Source organism: Mucilaginibacter rivuli, from assembly GCF_019391655.1.
Lineage (GTDB): Bacteria > Bacteroidota > Bacteroidia > Sphingobacteriales > Sphingobacteriaceae > Mucilaginibacter > Mucilaginibacter rivuli.
On sequence record NZ_JAHXPQ010000003.1, the window covers coordinates 399,632 to 419,496 of the forward strand.

Sequence of the window (19,865 nt, forward strand, 5' to 3'; positions counted from 1 at the left end):
GTTAATTAACAGGGCCTTTCTTTTTTCTTACCTTATCTGCGTCACATTCACAATATTGAATATCTGACTGCAATCATCAAGGGCTAATTCAAAATCCGGGTAAGCATCTTTATTAGGGTTTAATGATTGGCACGTAATAACACCTGTATCTACATCGTGCTTTATAATGCGTTTTATCAATATTCCCTCTTTGTGTACAATAACGTAATCTTTAAACCGGTGAATGTGAAACCTGCTGCTCCATAAATGCCTTTGTATTTCGCGCCCGGTAACGGTGCTCCCTTCGGTAATACTCTCGTCTGTGCCATCGCTCATACTATCCCCTATTACCTGGAAAGCCATGTACTTACCTTTGTGCTGCTTATTTACTACAAAGCTATGCTTAGGTAGTTCGTCAATATACTCCTTGTCCTGGTAGCCCGATAGGTAACCGGCATACGCGTAATCCTGTACCAGTGGAACGATCATAATAAACTGGCCTGTACCAAGGTCAATAAACGGCGAGTCGGTATCATTATCCTGTATCTCGCCTATTGCAAAGCCATTACTGCTCCTGCTTATCCCCACCCCTGGCTCCGGGATAAACTTTCTGTATTTTTCTTTAAAAATCAGTAATTTATCAGGATCAATATTTTGTCTTCCCTTTATAATCTCTGTAATAGAGCTATTGGTACGATAGCCCAGCTCCGCTGCAAGTTGGGTATTATTAGTAAAGGCTATACCTTTTAATTTTAGATAATGATCAATAAACTCAATTGTTTCTGGCCTCTGAGTCTTTATTTTCAATGTTTTTGCCGAATTCATCACGTGCTCAATATAAATTACAGAAATATTTAAATTTATTCTTTATTTATACAGAAATATCTGTATATTTGTACATCGATAATCCAAAGTAACAAAACGTTTTTCAATTATGCAAATACAAACCTGATTATCAATAAGCCACATGTCGTAGCTTCCTTAAAAACTTTAATCTTAAAAACATCATGACTTACGTAAAACTCATCACATCCACACCACAGGCTCCCCACCCTATCGATAATTTATTGAACTACCTTTTTACAGATAAACGATCTGTTTATGTTGATGACGTAATTACAAATGCCGATGGCAGTTTCGAAGTTAGCTGGTGCCGCGATTACACCCTTTATATGGGCAACCCGCTATGGATGGACACGCACCTGGACCGCCGCGATCTTTTGAGTTTTATCGGTCGCGAACGCCTTAATCACTGGGAATCATTCCGGTACGATCATCAAAGTGGCACAGTGCAGCCTTTCAATAATGTAAACAATGACCTGGAAACATTCCTTGATGAAAATTTTCGCGAAGTAATAACCGAATACCTGGGCGCAACACTTACCACAAACCAGCAAAAACTACAAAGCACTGTCGCAAAGCCAACACCTGCCGGAAACATATTACACCAATAACCTAAGCCATTACCAAATCCCTTTACAGCAATGAACCAAAAACAAGAAGACTTAATATTGATGATATTTAAAACCCATTACGGCGAGTGGCTAACACCTGCACAAGTAAGGGCCATTATGTGCGCCATTACAGGTACCGATGCTTTGATAACTTCGGTGCGCAGGGCCATTACCAATTTAACCAAACAGGCAAAACTGGTTAAGTCAGAAAATGCAATAGCAAAAGGGCCACATGGTGCAGCCAACCATGTATGGACAGCACAATAATTTAACTACCGCCCAGGCCCGGGCAGCTACTTTGTGAGTTATCAGCAACAATGCCAACACGTTCTTTGAAATAATTAAATGCGAATAGAAAGTTAGCCGCTTGGAAACTATGCTAAATGGGGCTGTATAATGCTTTTTAACTCAGCGGCTTGCAGCACACCGCTTTGGCGCCATTTAGCCTGCCCGTTTTTAAACAATATAAAAGTAGGCACGCTTTGTACGTGGTATAAATTGGCAACTGCCTGGTTCTTATCAATATCAACCTTTAATATGGTAATATTATCGCCAAGCATGCCTTTAAGTTGTTTCAATATTGGAGGCATCATTTTACAGGGCCCGCACCACTCGGCCGAAAAATCAACAAGTACAGGTTTATCAGCGTTTATTAGTTCGTTAAAAGTTGCCATGTTTTTTGTTTATAGCATATAAAACAACAAAATGTAAATAGGTTTAGATATTATGGCACCACCTCTTCATAACCCGATAGCTGCCAGTCTGCTTTTCCGCCGCTTACCTTCTTAACAAAATTAACCCGGTAAGTAGTGTTCGGCACCATAGTAAACTGGAAAGTAAGCGTAACAGCTTTATCATCCTTTGGGATAAACTGCGGTAGTAATTGCACTGCAATAAATTCAACCTGATCAGCACTTGCCATACTTTGTTTTTTCCTGGCTTTAAATTTTAATTTTCACTATCCCATGTAAAGCCAAACAATACAGCCAAACAGCAAAAACAGTACAACAACCAAAATAAATTTTAAAACAACATTAGTATCCTTCTCAAAATCGCCTGTTAACATGGCGGGCTTCTTTAACTTAATATTTGATATGACATCAATACTGTTTGATAAGTTTTCGTTCAGCACCTCAATTGCCATAGGGGCATGCGCAGGCGTTTTAGTCATAGCCTCTGGCTTAGGCTCAATTGGCGGGAAACGATATATTACCGGCTCCTTTTTTTCTTCAGCTATAGGTTTGGGTTCTTCAGCTACGGGTTGCTTTACTTCTGCCTCCCATGGTAATGGCGGCTCAGGCTCAACAACTTTGGCTACAGACTCAGGCTTGGGTATGCTTACAGGCGCATCTTCTTTTACAGGCTCAACATACCAGGGTTGCAGCGGTACATATTCTTCAAGTTCTTTTAAAGCATTATGCAAAGGCTTTGGTGTTTCAACCGTTTCAGGGGCTTTATACCAGGGTAACTCCGGCTCTTTTGGCGCTTCAGTTTTAATTTCTATATCATCCTCAAGCATCTCCGCCTCAAATGCGTCAGCTTCTTCCTGTTTAGGCGCTACATACCATGGTAATGGCTGTTCGTCAATAGGCTTTATGGGTTCAGCCAATTTTTCTTCCTTAACAGGTTCTACATACCATGGTAATGGCTGCTCGTCAATAGGCATTAGGGGTTCGGCCACTATTTCCGCTTCTTCCTTAATCGGCTCAACGTACCATGGTAACGGCTGCTCGTCAATAGGCTTTATAGCATCGGGTAATAATTCCGCCTCTTCTTTAGTGGGCTCAACGTACCACGGTAATGGCTGCTCATCAATAGGTTTTACGGGCTCCGGTATATACCATGGTAAGGGTTGTTCATCAACCGGCTTTACAGGTTCAGGTAGTATTTCCGCTTCTTTTTCAGGCGCTACATACCATGGCAGCTGCACGGGTTCTGCTTTAACATCAAATGTTGATGTGGGGGCTACTAAAATATCTTGCTGTACTTGTTGGCCGGTGTCGCCCTTTTTCTTAATAATGGCTAATACAGGCTGCACAGTAGCCTCCATATCATCGCTTTCGTTTTCCGGGTGATAAGATTGCCCGGCTTTTGTAAGCTTAGTAGCTATTATTTTATTATCAATATTATATAAGCCATAAGTGGCGGTCCAATGCAAAAATTCGTAGGTTCCGTTTATTGCTATCAGGCGCTTATTACTCAGGTAATCAAGCGTAGCTTTAAGCTCATTACGTTCCTCAACAGAATCTTTTTCACTTAAAACATGCTCCCGTATATCAACATACTTTGCAACAGCATCTTTCTCACGCAGATAATTAATTATCTTTATCCTCAACGCCTTACTCATGCACTATTGGGTTTTACAGTTTTTTCAAAAATAGATAAAATAGCCAATAAATTTATATGCTATCCAATTTAATTAATACAACAGTTGCCTAAACTTATACCGCTGATAATTGTCTCACTTTTATAAAACAAAAAGTGTTAAATATCCTTATTCTAAAATAATATCCCTCATTATGAAAAACTTAACCTGCTTGCTCACAATATTATTAATAGCACACTTGCTTCCATCTCAAAATACCTTTGCTGTACAGCAAAAACCAACAAAGCCGGGGCATGTAAAAAGTAAAGTTGCTCGCAATACTTTTAAAGATTCTGTTTCTCTCGTCAATATCGTAACATTTGATAAAAGCCCATATAGTGTAACAAACAATAAGCCTAATTATGCCAACGTAATAAAGTTCACGCTAAGTATAACCAACGGCAGTAAAGCCGCCATACCCGACCCAGTTTCTTTTAAAGGTGCAAAATATGTTAAACTATATATTAACGGGCACCTTAATAACCCCAAAATGCTGTATGACGATAGTCGCGATGCGGGCGACGGAGACAATCTCATTACCCCCGGCGCTTCACAGGTATTTCATTGCGACTGGCTTACATCAAAATACGCTTCCATCCAAAAAAAATACGGCAAAAAATATATTGTGCAGTGGAGCTACCTCAATATTATGTCTAAAAAAGTAGCTGTTGATATGACGAAGCGCACAGCAACGCTGGTTAAATAACCCTTAAGCAGTAGCTTTCAATATCCATCCTTCACCGCCCCTTCCTTTGGGAAGGGTGCGGCTGGCTGTGTGCAATGGCGGGCAGAGATTATCTTCCTGCAATTACATTACATCTTTATAACCGTATCCAAATCTTCCCGCTCTTTAAACCCAAAAACATGAATGAAGAAAAACAAAATACCTTATTCACCCTCGATGGGGATATCGAAACAATAACGCCTGCCAAACAAAACCTCCTTAAATTAACCGCGGTACAAAAACAAGCCCTGCAACTGTTCAACAAAAAAGCGCGCGAAGTGCTATTGGTGGGCGGCAGCCGTTCGGGTAAAACCTTTATCATCATTTACAAACAATTATTGCTGGCAGCAAAACACCCCGGCTCAAGGCACCTTATAGCACGTTATCGTTTTAACCATGTTAAACATGCGGTTTGGGCCGATACCTTACGCAAACTCATCAGGCTCGCTTTTACCGATGAGAAGATAAAATGGAAACGTACCGATTATTATATTGAATTTGATAACGGCTCACAGATTTGGCTTGCCGGGCTTGATGATAAGGACCGAACCGAAAAAATATTAGGAATGGAGTTTTTAACCGTGTTTTTAAACGAGGCCAGTCAAATCTCATATGAGGCCTATACCACCATAAAAACACGCCTGGCGCAACGTATACAAGGGATGCCGCCATGCTTTTTGTTGATGCTAACCCGCCCGGCAAAAAGCATTGGCTTTACCAGGTATTCATCAAAAACATCGAGCCCGAAACCAACATCCATCTCCAAACAGACCGATTTGTATGGCTGCAGGTAAACCCCGATCAAAACCTGGCCAACATCAGCAAAGATTACCTCAACACGCTCGATTCGCTCCCATTGCGCAAAAGAAAACGTTTCAGGTTTGGTGAATTTGCCGATGAAACCGAAGGTGCCTTATGGACCGACGACCTCATTAACGGCCTGCGCGTGTTACGCTCCGATGACGGCACCTTGCCGGTTAGCCTTAAGCGCATTGTTATCGCTATTGACCCTGCCGTAACCAGTAAAGACACGTCCGACGAAACAGGCATTATTGCTGCGGGCATCGGTTTCGATGGCCACCTTTACGTGATAGAAGACAAAACAGATTGCTACAAACCTACCGAATGGGCAAAACAAGCCATTGCCCTGTACCAGCATTATCGTGCCGACCGCATCATAGGCGAAGTAAACAATGGCGGCGACCTGATAGAAACCATTTTACGTGGTGTTGATAATAAAATAAGTTACAGATCGGTACACGCCACGCGCGATAAACTAACCCGCGCCGAACCCATAGCCGCCCTATATGAACAAGGCAAAGCCCATCACATAGGTCAACTGCTGGAGTTAGAATTAGAAATGACCAGCTGGGAAGCAAAAAAAGCAGAACGCTCCCCTAACCGAATCGATGCCCTGGTATGGGCTGCAACTGAATTGTGTCTTACAGGGGGCATTATAACAGGCAGAGCGAAATTTCATTTCCGGAAAAATGTAAGGCAAAAAATGATGCCAAGGAAATGGCTGTTAAATAATTACTGATCTATTATTTAGCGGCACTGTTAAATAGCACAACTAAAACAACCACCGCGGCAACTGCTGAAGCTACAACATATATACCAACACCAACCAAAACATTATGGCCCAACGAACGCTTACCTCGTGCTTTGCTGTAAGCCGCCGCCCTGAATGCTTTTACATATACCGAGTCTTGCAGCAATTTATTATCCGATGCTATTTTATCAGTTGGTTTAAAAAAATCTGAACTATAATTATCCTTATCCAGTTTAAACCGTTCTTTATCATTTTCGTTCAATTTAAAGTTCCTGGCGTCGTCCCGGGCAATTTTAGTTACCGAGTCACGGTGCATGGTTTGGGCCTGCACATAAGGCACAATAAAAAGCAAGCATATAAAAGTAATGGTTGAAGCTTTTATCATTCAGCAATATAGTTTATATATTTTGAAAAAGCAGATTTTAACCTGTGATAAATCAAACAAAAATTGTGTAATTGAATTATTTTTATTACTTTTGTAAATAATGTAATATTATATAAAATCACTTACATTACTAATGAAACCTATTTTTTTTACGTTCAGGCAACCTTGCCCGATTTCTAATCTGTCATAACTAAATCCGAAATCGAAACCCGACATCCAAAATAACTATGCTCCCAATTAAACTCAACAACGTATCTTACAATTTCCCTACCCAGCTTTCCGAAATTTCGTTAAAGCAATTCTTCGCCCTGCGCAATGCAAATGGCCTTATCGACGAAATTTGTGCCCTTACGGGGATGGAACGCCAAACCATCCAGAACTTTAAGGAGCGCGCCGACCTGGAAAAATGCCGGCTCCTGCTCAACACCATTGGCGATAAACTCACCGGGGGAATTAATGGCACAAAACTGCCTAAGCATACCACAATTGATAGTAAAATAGTTAAGGTACCCGCAAACCTTAAATTAGAGCCTGTAGGGGCATTCATTGCTGTACATAACCTCATCACTGAAGAGCATAAAAACGCTGCGGCAAACAACCAGCCTTTCGATCCTACTAACATTATCCCCCAGGTACTGGCACATTATTTTTGGTTACCTTACATGGGCTCGGATGCGCTTTACAGCGACGAATGCATTGAAAGTGAAGACTATATTCACAAAATAAATACCATACCGGTAACGGATGCCATACCCATCGCCAATTTTTTTTTTCGGAAGTATCCAAACTTGTAACCGAGCAGCAAACCCTGCTCCAACGTCCACCCGATGCCGATGAGGTACGTGCACAAGCCGCCAAACTCAACAAATTTGGGTGGATGCTAACCATAGATACACTGGCCGGTTTTGATATCACAAAATGGGACCAGGTGCTCACACAATCATACGAGCGGGTTATTATTAAACTGCTCATGAACCGCGAACGCGCCGAATACCAAAAGCGTTACGCCGACACTGTAAATAACAATTAGTTTAAATAATGAAAAACCTGCTCCAAAACATCGCCGCGCAACAGCCATCCATAGCTTCATTTTTTTATGGTACCGATTATGAAGCCAATATCCGGGCAGATAATGCCTCCTTCCCCATGCTGCACGTACAAACCATTGTAAACAGCGGGGCCGAACTATCGGGCATAACAGGCGCCGCCCGCAAAACCTATCCCCTGTTCTTGTTTTTCTGCCAAAATGCCGATATCGACATCACCACCGATCAACAGGATACCATGATAGAACAAATGAAAGATCTGGCCATAGCATACGTGGCGCGCATTAACCAAACCGGGCTGTTTGATCATGTGGGTAAAATACAATTCAAGCACTTGTTTTACAAGTTTGATATGGCCGTATGCGGTGTACTCACCATGATCAGCCTGCGCGATAAAAAGGCTTATGCTACTGAATGTGCTTTAATTCAATAAAATCACCCATTTACATCGTACCACATGGACCAGCATTTACAGGATTACTTTAACGCCATACGCCAGCAAATAATAGATAGCGCCATACAAAAAGGGATGTCGGCCACAGGCAAAACGCTTGCTTCATTAGAGGTTATTCCAACCGAAAACGGTTACGAGTTACAGGCTAACAGCAATATCTATTTTATGGAGCATGGGCGTGGCCCAACCCACAGCGGCGCTACCGGAGGCAACCCTGATTTGGCCGAAATAATTGAAGACTGGCTGCAGGCAAAAGGTTTAAATATAAACCCTTATGCCGTTGCCAATACTATACATAAACATGGCACCAGGCTTTACCGCGCGGGAGGCAACTCCGGAGTGCTGAGCGTGCCTCTTAACCTGGATACGCTGGATGATGTTTTTGATAAAATAGCATCACAGTACGCCGACCAGGCATCAGCAGAAATTTTTGACCAATTGATCAACTTTAAATAACATAACATGCCAGCTATTGTAGTCATTGATACCTTTTCAAATTCATACGGATATTACACTATATCCTATACCCATACTTTTGATGGCCTCACCGTTGATTTTGAAGATTCCTCACATCATGCTGCCGAACCCGAGCTCTCACTATTCTTTTCACCCTCCGAACGTGGTGGAAGAAATGCAGGCGACACCATATTTACAGCTACCTATGGCAGCGATATAGTCGAAATAAAAGCCGAACTGGAATATCCCTATGCTACTGTTTACCACTCCACCGCCGGTGGTGGCAGCGGCCCTGGCTGCGATTTATTGATAAGCAGCGTAACCACAACTAATGAAACTTCGGCCGGGGCTGCAAACGGCACGGCAACCATACATGCTACATCGTCAGTACCTATACAATACAGCCTGGATGGCATCACCTGGACCAGTGGCAACATTTTTACGGGCCTGGCAGGTGGCACTTATACCGCGCAATGTATCGATTCAAATACATGCTCCGGCAGCTTTGATTTTACTGTAAGCACCACCCCGGCCACTCCCCCGCCGCCTTACAGCCTTGTTGATACCCCTGTTTACAACAACTCGCGCTGGTCGGCATTGTTTAACCCGGTAGTTTTTAAGTATCACGGCGCTCCGGGCACTAAGTTCCGCACAGAAATAACAAGTGGCTATGATGGCGCCACCAATGTAATGACAGCCGACCATACCGCCGACCTATCAGGCAATTGCCGGGCCGATATATCAAAATACCTGCGCATCCTTTTAAAACCCAGGGATGATCATAACTATACCGCCATAAACTATCGCGATGCCAACATCAGCGCATCCTACACGTTAAGGTTTTGCGCCGTTACCCGCGATGCCGGTAATAACGAGGTACTCGGCCCCTGGGTAAGCGCCGGTAACCCTTTTTACGTTACCTATTCGGCTATGCAAATTGGTAACCCTACAGGTGGCAACATGCAGCCTTACGTTACTTTGCCCACTGCCGGGCAAACGCACCCGGCCAAATTTTTAAACGATTTTAAAAACCCGCGCTTCTACACCGATATGCCCTTCGATCTCAGCTTTATTTACAGCGAACTGATTGCCGGCTACCAGATAAAACTCGGCGGCAACGGTATCGATATCAACGGCAATATCAGCGGCGCCCTGGGCGAACTTATGCTCCTGAACGAAAACGGATCTGTTTTGCTCAATAATGATGGCAGTAAACTATTGATAGAAAAGCAGACACCGGGTGTACTGTACAATAAACTTGGCCTTAACCGTTTACGCATTACACAAAACATCCCGGCAAATAGTATTTGGTTAGATATATTTCTATTTTACACCAATACCTCAGGCGCCAATATTCAAATAACCGAAGCCAGGCGTTTATTGCTCGACAACTCTCCATGTAACGGCCTGCCTTACGAATACCTTAAATGGATAGGCCCTACCGGTGGCTGGATGTATTATATGTTCATCAAAAATCAACTGCATGAAATAGCCACTAATAATTCTGTTATCACTGAAACTTATATATCTGATTATGCAACAGCCGATGGCACCCAGCAGCAGGTGAGCATCAATGCTCAAAAATCAATTACAGCGGGTGTTAATGATGTAAGCATCGATGAGGCAGAGGCGCTATCAACCCTCATGTATTCTCCAAAGGTTTACCGTTTGGTTAATAAGGAACTCAATATTTGGCAAGCCGTTATTATCGACACCAAATCGCTTAAAATGTACCAAACAAGCGGCGGCATTGGCGATTTCGAGATCAGATTTTTATTACCAGAAATAAACACACAACGCGCTTAATATGCAATCCGGAGAATTATACGTTAACGATATACTCATCGACCTGCCTAACGACAGTTTGATAGCACTTTCTTATGCCATCAATACCCTTAGCGATCTTAAAAGCGTTCAGGGCAATATTTCAAATTCTATAAGCCTGCCCGATACTGCAAAAAACCGTGCTGCTTTGGGTTACCCCGATGATATAAATTTTAATGGCCAAAGCTTAATACGGCGCAAACTCCCTTGCCGCTATATTCAAAACGGTGTGGATGTTATCCCCAACGGTAACCTGCGCATCATTGGCTCATCCGGCGGAAGCCTGAAAATTGTGATCAGCAGTGGCAATACCGATTTTTTCGACCTGATAACCGGTAACCTGCGCGACCTGGATCTAAGCCAGTATGATCACATCTGGAACAATGAGAATGTGATAGCCTCGCGCTTAAATACTGATGGTTATATATACCCTGTTATAAATTACGGCAACATAACCAATAACACTGCCGATATACACGGCCAAGCCATAGCCATTCACGAAATGCGCCCCGCAGTATTTGCTAAAACAACGGTAAAAAAGATAGTAGAAAGAGTCGGCTATAAGCTTATTGATAATATAGCGGCAGATCCGGTCACTAATATCTTATATGATAAATTGATATTGCCTTTCTGCGATGATAAATTCCTTCACTCGCAAAGATTTATTGATGTCAAAACCAACCAGAACGTAGTGGTGACCAGAAATTACTCCGAAGTTTTTGCCGATCCCGGCGGCGGAGGTTCCGACTGGTTTCTCGATTTTTCTACCACCGGTGGGCACGCTCATTCTTTTGATGGCAGGTACTTCACTGCCACCGAGATCATGACCGTTGATATTAATTATACCTTCGATAAAATATGGAGCGAAACCTACAGCGGCGCGCATAAAGATGGTGGCGATTATCAATTACACGTTATCCAAAGCGGCTTTGATAATGTAATAACCCGAACACAAACCCGCATTAACGATGGCGACTTTGTACCAGGCGGTGGCTTTGGCCATTTCCGTACCGAGTTTAGAGATATGCACATCAGCGCAAAAGGGGTAGTACTAAAACCCGGCGATAAGATATATATGAATATCGGTGCTTTGTATGGTTGCTTTCAAACCGTATTCCCAAATGTTACACTCAAAATAACACGCGTTAATGAAGCCGTTGTTTTTGGTGAACAAGTGCAGGTTGAGGCTGTGCTGCCTGATATGTCATGCGCCGATTTTTTGAAATACATATCATTCCTGTTCTGTGCAATTATCCAGGCCGATAGCGTAAACAAAACTGTAACCATTGTACCATTTAATTACATTGTCCAAAATATCCCTTATAGTAAAGACTGGAGCACCAGGATAACCGGCAATATGGAAGATATTGATATTCAGATAGGCAGCTATAGCCAGCAGAACGAAGCCCGCTATTCCGAAGATGATAATGTAAGCCCGAAAACCTTTGGCAATGGTTCGCCCGCGATATTGCACAAGGTGTTATAGATGTTGCCTCAACAATTCAAAACGGAGTTAAACAAACAGCTGCATTAAACAGTGTAAACCCACAAGGTTTCGCCCGAGGTGGTCTGTATTTATCAGATGGTTACGGTGCCTACCTTAACGGGCCGGGCCATAGCACAAGTGATAGCATTAATGCCAAATTAAGCAACGGCGAAGCGGTAATTAATGCCCGTTCAACCGAAATGTTCGCCCCTATCCTATCCGCAATTAACCAGGCAGGCGGCGGTCGAGCATTTAATACTACAAATCAGGGAAATGGTTATGCATTAGGCGGCTTATTTAATGGCAGTAATACATTAAACGATGGTTACTCCGATCTGGCCAATACTCGTGCGCTAAATGATATGGCTAAAACCCTTGCCACAAATATGCCAAGGCAAATTTTAGTCGTCGAAGATGTACAGGCGTCTCTTCAAAATAAAGCCATGTTACAGGCCATGAGCAATTTTTAAAAAAAACTAATATATTTAGTATTGTTTTATTTAAACCTTTTTATATTTTTATAAAAAATTATAAGAATCATGAAAAAAATACTCCCACTAATTACTTTATTGATCGGACTTTTTAATACATCAAACGCGCAAACCGACTATTGTAAGGATATTACAAAAGATGCAACAGATGCAAGAGTTATTTATATGTCTCCTACACCAGGTGATAAAAAAGAAGATGTAGGAGTATTAAGTTTGGCTAAAGTAATAAACGATGAAGGTACTCATTACTATCTGCGTCTTGGACTATGTATGGATGATCCTAATAAAACAATTACAGATGCATCAATGACATTTGAAGATGGCGATGTAATAAAATTCTCAAACTTATCTTTTAAAGTTGGTCAAAAAAACGCGATCAATGAATATGTTTATTCTGCTGCAATTAGTTTAACTGATGAAGAATTTGCAAAACTTAAAATCAAAAAATTCAAATTGTATTCCGTTGGAGATAAAAAAGTATATGGAGGTTTAGGTAACCCAAAAGGCAAGTTAATGGCTTACGCAAATTGTCTTGATACCTTTACCCAGGGTCCGGTACCCGTAGTTAACGCAAACGAAAAAAAATCAATAGATGGTTTTTGGGGAATAAAATTCGGTGCAAGTATGGATGAAGCAAAAGCTGCAGTTATAGCAAAAGGTGGAAAACTTATCACTGAAACTTCAAAAGCTGATGAACTTCATTTTGAAAATGTTGTTTTTACTGAACGTAAGGTCGATGCTTTGGGATTAAGATTTGTTAACGGAAAGTTTTATCAGGCATTGGTATTATTTCCCACTTTAGACGAAGGTGTTGTAATTAGCAAATTCAATACCATCGTAAGCGAGTTAAATAATGTTTATGGCCCGGCAGTTATAACCAAAAAATTTCAACCTCCTTATGATACAGGTACAGGTGAATATGATGTTCAGGCAATTACATTCGGAAAAGGATTATATTATGCGTTCTGGACAACAAATAATAAGAATAATATCAGTTTAGAGATTGCAAAAGATTTGCATTTTAACTTATTTTATACAGACACTACACTCGCAAAAGAAAAGACCGCTCAAAAAAGCAGCGATTATTAAAAGGTATTGTTTAAGGAGTTTTCTTTGAATCAAAGAAAACTCCTTATGTTCAAAATTCAACACTTTTTTATATATTTAGCTGTTGATTTAATTTACCAATGAAAAAACACTTTTGCCTAACCTTATTTTTAATATGCTTTATTAAACTTGTTGTAGCGCAAAATAACTATTGCGATGATATCGTTCGTGATACCGATGCAGTAAAAAAAATAATAACCTGGAAAAGCCCCGAACTGAACATCAATGTAAAGGCGATAATAACAGATACTGCCCAACTGTGGTTAAACTTTAACCTTACACAGCAATCAGAGTTTATTGCTGAAGAAGGTGGCCTCTTTGTTCGTTTTGATGATGGTAAATCGCTCAAGTTTTTCGGCCAGCGGGTAAGCCATAAATACCTCAATGCCCGCGATGGCTACTACTACCAAACCGATATGCTTATTAAACCTGAAACCTTAGTTTGGTTTAAAACCAAAAAAATAACCAAGTATCAAATAGCCGGTATTGATGTGCCCGTTACACCCGATCTGGCTATTGAAATACAGGCATATATCATATGTATTACAGGTAATTTTGATAAAAAGGAAAACTGATATTTTTTAAAATAAACTTGTGTATTTGAAATAAAAGTATTACTTTTGTAATGAAAGTTATAATCAATAATAACATGCGGCACATCAGTTAGTAGCTGCTTATCTAACCAAAAATAGTTCTATCATTAATCAATCTTCCATCATTTGATGCTCGATCTGAATAAATGACTTTAGAATTTCTATAAAACCAGTTTTAAACAATTTAAACAATCATCATTATGAAAAACTAAGCTAAAACTCCGTCCAATAATATTACAATAGAAATCAAAGTAATTTAACTCAATTTACAACCATGTCTACAACCTGCCACATATACATCTACGGCGACATCGTCAACATCCAGGCTCCCAACCTCGGCCAGTCAGGCGCGGTATCCCTCTCCTCAGTTAAAGATGCCTACAACGCTAATAGCGCCTGTACCAATGTCGTCGTCCACATCCACTCCAACGGTGGTTCAGTTTTTGAAGGTTTTGCCATTCATGATTTTTTGGTAAATACCGGCAAACCCATAACCACCGTTGTTGAGGGGCTGTGCTGCTCAATCGCCACAGTCATTTTCATGGCCGGTACCGAGCGAAAACTAACCGAAAACTCCCGCTTCCTTATCCATAATCCATGGGGAAACGCGGAAGGCAATGCAAATCAGTTCCGTCAATACGCCAATGAACTGGAAGATGAACAAAATCGCCTTCTCAACTTCTACAAACAGCAAACAGGGGCAGAAGCAGCCCTATTACAAAGCTACATGAACGAAGAAAAACTGATTAGTCCACAGCTTGTCGTCGAGCTAAAATTTGCTACCGGCATTATCGATACGGTAAAGGCCATGGCAATGTACCGCAATGCATTAAACAACCCTTACATAGTAAAAAATCAAACAAACACAAGTATGGAAAAAAACCAAAAGAATCGAACCGGAACATTCACACAGCTGGTAACTGGGCTTAAAAATCTGTTAAAAGATTTTAGTAACGAGCCCATCAAAGCGGCTAATAAAACCCTTTCCGGGGATGCAGGCGATCTTTATTTTGATGGCGACCTGGCTGAAGGCACCGCGGTTTACAGTGATGATGCCATGACGATTGCCGCGGCAGATGGTGATTACGAATTTGAAGATGGCACCACCATTTCGGTAGCTAACGGATTGGTAACCAACCTAACCCAACCGAATGATGGTACCGGTACAAATGACGACCCTACAGGTAAAGCCATAGTAGCAGCATTACGTAAAAAATTAGCCTTGTTAAAAGCAGAAAAACAGGAGCTTGAAAACGCAATGGCCGAAAGCGAAACTGTCCTCAACAGCGCATCAAAAGCATTGCAGCTAGCCCGCTCAACCTATCGCCCGGACAAGCGCGAAAACCGCTTTAATAGGCCTTCTAATAAAACAAATAGCGCCAACCTATCCGACAAAATGGAAGCCCGCCGTGCCGAATTAAAAGCTAAAAAGCAAAAAGCTTAGTCTCCGCCCTTTCTTCTTTTATGGCTGTATACGGCCCTCTCTGTCCTTCATCAAATCAATAACTTAATAATCAACAAATGTCATCAAACATCAATTTATCAACCGTAACCTTCGACGGTAAAGAAGTAATGAGCTTGCGCGAGGCGTTCTACCAGGCGGTATTTCAAAACCCAACCATTGATCAGTTTCATACTGTTGTAAACGGCATTAAGGCCAAACAGCAAATGTTATACCTGGGTCAGTTTGGTTTAATGGGCAAAAAATTTACCGCCTGCGAACCAACCGCCAGTACTGCGGCTATCCTGCCCATCGAAAAATTCTGGGAGCCACAATATGTAGGCGACCGCATACCGAGTGTTATACCGATCTTCTAAACTCATTCTTTGTATGGGGTTTAAAAAACGGCGTCCAAAAACCCGATCTTACCAATACAGATTTTGCATTATTCATCGAAGAGCGTTTCTCGCTGGCTGCTTATGAAACTGCCCTGCGCCTGGCATGGTTAGGTAATACAGCTGCAGATACAACAACCAATGGTGGATACTTAAACAACGCTGTAAATCCTGAGTATTTTACACCCTTTAATGGCTTTTGGGCACAGGCGACAGCCATTGCAACCGCTGATGCTACCAAAAAAGTAACCATAGCCAAAAATGCAGGTACAACATTTACAAACCAGGCATTCACAGCTACAGATACCGATAACCGCGTAATAACAAACACACTTGAAAGTATGATCTATAACGCCGATCTACGCTTACGTGGAGCAAAGGATAAGATCATCGTCGCCACACAATCAGTAGTTGATCAATATGCACGTGAACGCAAAGCGGTAACCAATATTGAGCTGGCTTATGAGCGCACCGAAAGCGGTATAGATACCTTTAAGATTGATGGTATTGATGTAATACCGTTCCATTTCTTAGACAGGCATATCAAAGCTTATGAGCACAATGGCACAAAGTATAATCAGCCACACCGTGCCCTTTTCACCACCAAAAGTAACCTGCAGATTGGTACTGAAGAGATAAGCAAACTAAGCGAGCTTGATCCGTTCTACGAGAAAAAAACAAAGCAATATATTGTAGATTATGCTTTCAACATCGATGCTAAAATAGCCGAAGACCATTTAACAATGGTGGCATATTAAACATTCATTCATCAAATCAATCATCAAAAAAATCAATAATTATGGCCATTTGCGGAAAATTAATCCAAAACATGCTTTACGATTGCACCAACCCAGTAATTGGTGGTGTAGAATCTGTAGTATACCTTTTTAACCGTAGCGATATTGTAGCTTACGTTAGGGATACTGTAAACCCACAAATAATTACAGACATTACAATGGCAACCATTACACCGGCAGTAGGCGCAACACCTGCTGTGGTGGCAAAAGGTTTCCGTTACGAGGGTTACAATACCTCGGTAAAACCCAAGGCCGTATTTGTTAAAAAAGATTACAGCGCCCGCTACGATCACATGGTTGATTTTGTAGTGTTCGCCAAGGGCTCTGATGTGAAAGCCGAAATAGAAAAATTAGGTACAAACCGTGTAGTAGCTATCATCGAAAACATCCATAAATCCGGCGATTCTGCTTTTGAAGTGTTCGGCACAGATTTAGGCTTAGAGCTAACCACCCTAAAATCAGATCCTAATGATACCCACTCCGAAGGTGCTTATGAGCTTAATCTTACCTCTCCGGGTAACTTTAAAGAGCCACACATGCCCGCTACCTTCTTTGTTACAGACTATGCCACAACCAAGGCTGCGCTGTTATCATTAATTAAAGCCTAACACCCCAATCTCCGGCCTCGTAAAAGGCATCATGTTATTGAGCGGCGGTCCTATGCTGCCAGGCTTGCGTGCGCTATCATGGGGCGGAGATTATTACAAAAACCATATGGACCAAACAATTAATCTGCCCGATAACTGGGGTATACTAATATCCCAAAAACATCCGGAAGCAATACAATTGCTCAATCAGGTTTATCAGGCCCTATTTAATCAAACCATACAACAGGGCTGTGGCAATTGTTATCAAAAGGCCTACTTCAAAATCCAGAAATACTGGCTTTAAATAAGCATAGCAGCCCAATAAATAATAACAACATGAGTCTAACTAAACGTAAATACCTCTTAAAACCAGGCCGCAGCCTCCAAACCAGTTTTGGTGGCGATACCCTGACCAACGATAACCTTACCGATGAGGCTGCCGAAAAACTACTATTGGAGCACCCATCGCTGGCAAAACACTTTGAAGTACTGCCGGAAGTCATTAATAAAGATGCAGCGCAAAGCCCAAATAAAACCTCCAAAGTAGCAAAAGCACCTGCAGATATGCAGGAAGAACAGCAATCCATATAATACACCCGCTTAGGCTACTTAATAAACCCTTCGCCGTTACGGTGAAAATAATCGGACAATGAGAATATCAACTAACAACACCAGAGAAACTATCCAACGGATAACGCAACGCGAAAATCGTACGTACGGCATCGTAAATTATGATGAGGATAATGCATATCCGCAACGGATCTATTCCATTACCAACTCATCACCTACAGCGCGCAATTGCATTGATACCTATGGCCGGTTTATTGGTGGTTCGGGCTTCGCCGATGTTACCTTTTATCAATCGGTTGTAAACACCGAAGGGCAAACCATGGATAAAATATTGCACCTGGTAAAAAAAGACCTTGCACGCTTTCGCGGATTTTCACTGCACATTAATGTAAATGCTGCCGGTAAAATAACCGAGTTGTTCCATATCCCTTTTGAACATGTAAGGATGAGCGCCGAGGGCCGTAAAAATGAAACCGGTTTTGATTTCGCAACATATAATGATTGGAGTCGCGATAAACGGAGTAACATACGTACCGACCTGATCACCTGGTTCCATGCCTTTAATCTCTCGCCCGATGCCATAGCAAACCAGGTCGAAAGTGTGGGCGGTTGGGACTTTTACAAAGGCCAGTTGCTTTATGTAAGTATGGATGAACATAGCTATCCCCTTGCATCATGCGATGCCATTGTAGAAAGCCTGCAAGCCGAGATAAATTCGGATATCCGTACAACTACAAACCTGCAAAATAATTTCAGCGCAAAAACGCTGATGGTTCACAAAGGCAAATTTGCCGACCAGGAAGACAGGGATGATTTTGAGCGTGGCCTGCAGGAATTTGTTGGCCCTGGTGGTGCTGATATTATGGTTGTTGATATTGAAAAAGATGAAGAAGTGCCCGAAATTGTTGCTATTAACAATACCACCAATGATAAGCTTTTTGAATATACCGATAATAAGGTTACCAATAAGATCATCCGCAACTGGCTGATCCCTAAAATACTGCTCTCGGTAACCGATGGTTCAGGCTTTTTTAACCAGGAACAAATACGCGATGCCACCATGTATTATAACATGATGACTGCGCCAACGCATTAAGTAATGATAATGCTTTGTTTTGGGATAATACAACTAAACGATTAGCTATTGGAGCAAACTACTCACTATTAAATCCTTTGTCTACTTTAAACTTACAATACTCTGTGGGTTTAGCTTCACAAACTATGGCTTTTATAAATGGTGTTGGAACTTCATGGACATCAGCAATGATAGGTCAGACGTTAATATTTGCAAACGGAGTAAATGCTGGATTTATTACTGGAATCGTTTCTCCGACACAATTAAAAGTTTCTACTTCACAAACAGTTTCAGCACAAGCCTACAATATAATTTATCCTGCTTTGCAAGTCAGTCAGACAAATAATGTTGGTATTGGGCAGCTTTATCCTGCAACATGGTTATCCAATACAAATTCTGCTCCAATCGATAATGAAGGAATGACAACCTCACAAATGGGTATTTCTTGGTGTGTTAACACCAGCGATTTTGACAGGTTCGCAATGTCATTAGAAAATTACGGCTCTTATGGAAACGGCCTCCTAATCAAGAAGAACACATCTGGTCATTATGCATTAAAAGTTGTTAATCAATCTAATGGGTTAGAATTTTATGTCGGTGATGGCGGCAAAATATATACATCAAGTACCATACAAAGTGCTGGCTCATGGACAATGGGAGCTGATATAGGAATTTTTCCAATATCAGGTAAAGAAAGTATGATTACGGCTTATCACGGCTTAATGCTTATTGGAAAAAAAGGAAGTGTATCACCTATACCGTCAATCGGAAATCTATCAAATGTGGCAATTCCAATACAAGATGGTTCAGCTATCGGTTTTTTGATTAAATCAGCAATTACGCAAACAGGGAATTTGATTGAAATACAGAACAATGCTGGTACAACTACAGCAAAAATTGATTCCAGTGGTAATGCGATATTTCCGCAGTATATGCTCTCATCCTTAAATATAGCCCCAGGAAGTTCAACCGACATCGGAACCACGGGCGAAATTAGGTTCACATCAAACTACATTTATGTATGCATAGCTACCGACACTTGGGTTAGGTCTTCGTTATCATCATGGTAGCTATCATATACACA

The 19,865-nt window shown here is 41.4% G+C and carries 27 protein-coding genes; 21 read left to right on the forward strand and 6 right to left on the reverse strand.

The annotated features are described in order from the left end of the window. Positions 1–27 precede the first annotated feature (27 nt). Positions 28–804 carry a S24 family peptidase gene (locus KXQ82_RS08965; RefSeq protein WP_219487842.1) on the reverse strand — a complete coding sequence of 259 codons (777 nt, stop codon included), beginning with the start codon at positions 802–804 and terminating at the stop codon, positions 28–30. A gap of 182 nt (positions 805–986) precedes the next feature. Between KXQ82_RS08965 and KXQ82_RS08970 the strand changes: the two genes are divergently transcribed. Together KXQ82_RS08970 and KXQ82_RS08975 are read left to right on the forward strand one after the other, a co-directional pair. Continuing rightward, complete coding sequence (locus tag KXQ82_RS08970) at positions 987–1,433, forward strand: hypothetical protein (RefSeq protein WP_219487843.1); 447 nt, start codon at positions 987–989, stop codon at positions 1,431–1,433. Positions 1,434–1,463: 30 nt separating this feature from the next. Beyond that, complete coding sequence (locus tag KXQ82_RS08975; protein WP_219487844.1) at positions 1,464–1,700, forward strand: hypothetical protein; 237 nt, start codon at positions 1,464–1,466, stop codon at positions 1,698–1,700. Between the two features lie 107 nt (positions 1,701–1,807). Here the strand turns inward: KXQ82_RS08975 and trxA are convergent, their stop codons facing one another. Genes trxA through KXQ82_RS08990 form a run of 3 tightly spaced genes read right to left on the reverse strand, consistent with a single transcriptional unit; the run spans position 1,808 to position 3,780 of the window. Beyond that, positions 1,808–2,107: a thioredoxin gene (gene trxA, locus KXQ82_RS08980; RefSeq protein WP_219487845.1), complete on the reverse strand. Its 300-nt coding sequence runs from the start codon at positions 2,105–2,107 to the stop codon at positions 1,808–1,810. Positions 2,108–2,157: 50 nt separating this feature from the next. Then, positions 2,158–2,355 carry a hypothetical protein gene (locus tag KXQ82_RS08985; protein WP_219487846.1) on the reverse strand — a complete coding sequence of 66 codons (198 nt, stop codon included), beginning with the start codon at positions 2,353–2,355 and terminating at the stop codon, positions 2,158–2,160. 36 nt (positions 2,356–2,391) lie between these two features. Further along, a complete protein-coding gene (locus KXQ82_RS08990) occupies positions 2,392–3,780 on the reverse strand; it encodes a hypothetical protein (protein WP_219487847.1) in 1,389 nt (462 codons plus the stop codon). Positions 3,781–3,952: 172 nt separating this feature from the next. Between KXQ82_RS08990 and KXQ82_RS08995 the strand changes: the two genes are divergently transcribed. The 3 genes from KXQ82_RS08995 (at position 3,953) to KXQ82_RS09000 (ending at position 6,062) form a co-directional block, all read left to right on the forward strand. Then, positions 3,953–4,504 carry a hypothetical protein gene (locus KXQ82_RS08995; protein ID WP_219487848.1) on the forward strand — a complete coding sequence of 184 codons (552 nt, stop codon included), beginning with the start codon at positions 3,953–3,955 and terminating at the stop codon, positions 4,502–4,504. Between the two features lie 158 nt (positions 4,505–4,662). After that, a complete protein-coding gene (locus KXQ82_RS19830; protein ID WP_255563551.1) occupies positions 4,663–5,316 on the forward strand; it encodes a phage terminase large subunit in 654 nt (217 codons plus the stop codon). A 152-nt stretch (positions 5,317–5,468) separates the two neighbouring features. Then, entirely contained in the window at positions 5,469–6,062 is a 594-nt protein-coding gene (locus tag KXQ82_RS09000; protein ID WP_369412437.1) for a phage terminase large subunit family protein, read from the forward strand. A gap of 4 nt (positions 6,063–6,066) precedes the next feature. Here the strand turns inward: KXQ82_RS09000 and KXQ82_RS09005 are convergent, their stop codons facing one another. Continuing rightward, positions 6,067–6,459 carry a hypothetical protein gene (locus tag KXQ82_RS09005; protein ID WP_219487850.1) on the reverse strand — a complete coding sequence of 131 codons (393 nt, stop codon included), beginning with the start codon at positions 6,457–6,459 and terminating at the stop codon, positions 6,067–6,069. A 227-nt stretch (positions 6,460–6,686) separates the two neighbouring features. Here KXQ82_RS09005 and KXQ82_RS09010 point away from each other — a divergent pair, with 227 nt between their 5' ends. The 11 genes from KXQ82_RS09010 to KXQ82_RS09060 all read left to right on the forward strand — a co-directional run bounded on the left by KXQ82_RS09010 (position 6,687) and on the right by KXQ82_RS09060 (position 15,734). Continuing rightward, positions 6,687–7,253 carry a hypothetical protein gene (locus tag KXQ82_RS09010; protein ID WP_219487851.1) on the forward strand — a complete coding sequence of 189 codons (567 nt, stop codon included), beginning with the start codon at positions 6,687–6,689 and terminating at the stop codon, positions 7,251–7,253. Between the two features lie 83 nt (positions 7,254–7,336). Further along, positions 7,337–7,489 carry a hypothetical protein gene (locus KXQ82_RS09015; protein ID WP_219487852.1) on the forward strand — a complete coding sequence of 51 codons (153 nt, stop codon included), beginning with the start codon at positions 7,337–7,339 and terminating at the stop codon, positions 7,487–7,489. A gap of 8 nt (positions 7,490–7,497) precedes the next feature. Beyond that, positions 7,498–7,938, forward strand: coding sequence for a hypothetical protein (locus KXQ82_RS09020; RefSeq protein WP_219487853.1), 441 nt, complete (start codon positions 7,498–7,500; stop codon positions 7,936–7,938). Between the two features lie 24 nt (positions 7,939–7,962). Then, on the forward strand, positions 7,963–8,415 hold the full coding sequence (locus KXQ82_RS09025) for a hypothetical protein (protein ID WP_219487854.1): 453 nt from the start codon (positions 7,963–7,965) through the stop codon (positions 8,413–8,415). 6 nt (positions 8,416–8,421) lie between these two features. After that, positions 8,422–10,221, forward strand: a complete 1,800-nt coding sequence (locus KXQ82_RS09030) for a hypothetical protein (protein ID WP_219487855.1) — start codon at positions 8,422–8,424, stop codon at positions 10,219–10,221. Between the two features lies 1 nt (position 10,222). Next, positions 10,223–11,725 carry a hypothetical protein gene (locus KXQ82_RS09035; protein ID WP_219487856.1) on the forward strand — a complete coding sequence of 501 codons (1,503 nt, stop codon included), beginning with the start codon at positions 10,223–10,225 and terminating at the stop codon, positions 11,723–11,725. A gap of 200 nt (positions 11,726–11,925) precedes the next feature. Continuing rightward, positions 11,926–12,195 carry a hypothetical protein gene (locus KXQ82_RS09040; RefSeq protein ID WP_219487857.1) on the forward strand — a complete coding sequence of 90 codons (270 nt, stop codon included), beginning with the start codon at positions 11,926–11,928 and terminating at the stop codon, positions 12,193–12,195. Between the two features lie 69 nt (positions 12,196–12,264). After that, positions 12,265–13,305 (forward strand): hypothetical protein, encoded by a 1,041-nt coding sequence (locus tag KXQ82_RS09045; RefSeq protein ID WP_219487858.1) that lies wholly within the window; start codon positions 12,265–12,267, stop codon positions 13,303–13,305. Between the two features lie 98 nt (positions 13,306–13,403). After that, complete coding sequence (locus KXQ82_RS09050) at positions 13,404–13,898, forward strand: hypothetical protein (protein WP_219487859.1); 495 nt, start codon at positions 13,404–13,406, stop codon at positions 13,896–13,898. Between the two features lie 292 nt (positions 13,899–14,190). Then, positions 14,191–15,360: a head maturation protease, ClpP-related gene (locus KXQ82_RS09055; protein ID WP_219487860.1), complete on the forward strand. Its 1,170-nt coding sequence runs from the start codon at positions 14,191–14,193 to the stop codon at positions 15,358–15,360. 77 nt (positions 15,361–15,437) lie between these two features. Beyond that, positions 15,438–15,734, forward strand: a complete 297-nt coding sequence (locus KXQ82_RS09060) for a hypothetical protein (protein WP_219487861.1) — start codon at positions 15,438–15,440, stop codon at positions 15,732–15,734. Between the two features lie 100 nt (positions 15,735–15,834). Here KXQ82_RS09060 and KXQ82_RS09065 read toward each other — a convergent pair whose 3' ends face one another. Further along, entirely contained in the window at positions 15,835–16,083 is a 249-nt protein-coding gene (locus KXQ82_RS09065) for a hypothetical protein (protein WP_219487862.1), read from the reverse strand. Between the two features lie 10 nt (positions 16,084–16,093). On the opposite strand from KXQ82_RS09065, the gene KXQ82_RS09070 reads away from it, so the two are divergent. The 5 genes from KXQ82_RS09070 (at position 16,094) to KXQ82_RS09090 (ending at position 19,851) form a co-directional block, all read left to right on the forward strand. Continuing rightward, the gene (locus KXQ82_RS09070; protein ID WP_219487863.1) at positions 16,094–16,510 is read left to right on the forward strand and encodes a hypothetical protein; all 417 of its coding nucleotides are present in this window, start codon (positions 16,094–16,096) and stop codon (positions 16,508–16,510) included. Between the two features lie 41 nt (positions 16,511–16,551). After that, a complete protein-coding gene (locus KXQ82_RS09075) occupies positions 16,552–17,157 on the forward strand; it encodes a hypothetical protein (protein WP_219487864.1) in 606 nt (201 codons plus the stop codon). Positions 17,158–17,472: 315 nt separating this feature from the next. Further along, a complete protein-coding gene (locus KXQ82_RS09080; RefSeq protein ID WP_219487865.1) occupies positions 17,473–17,727 on the forward strand; it encodes a hypothetical protein in 255 nt (84 codons plus the stop codon). A gap of 58 nt (positions 17,728–17,785) precedes the next feature. Further along, on the forward strand, positions 17,786–18,802 hold the full coding sequence (locus KXQ82_RS09085; protein WP_219487866.1) for a hypothetical protein: 1,017 nt from the start codon (positions 17,786–17,788) through the stop codon (positions 18,800–18,802). Between the two features lie 125 nt (positions 18,803–18,927). Then, entirely contained in the window at positions 18,928–19,851 is a 924-nt protein-coding gene (locus KXQ82_RS09090; RefSeq protein ID WP_219487867.1) for a hypothetical protein, read from the forward strand. Positions 19,852–19,865: the final 14 nt, after the last annotated feature.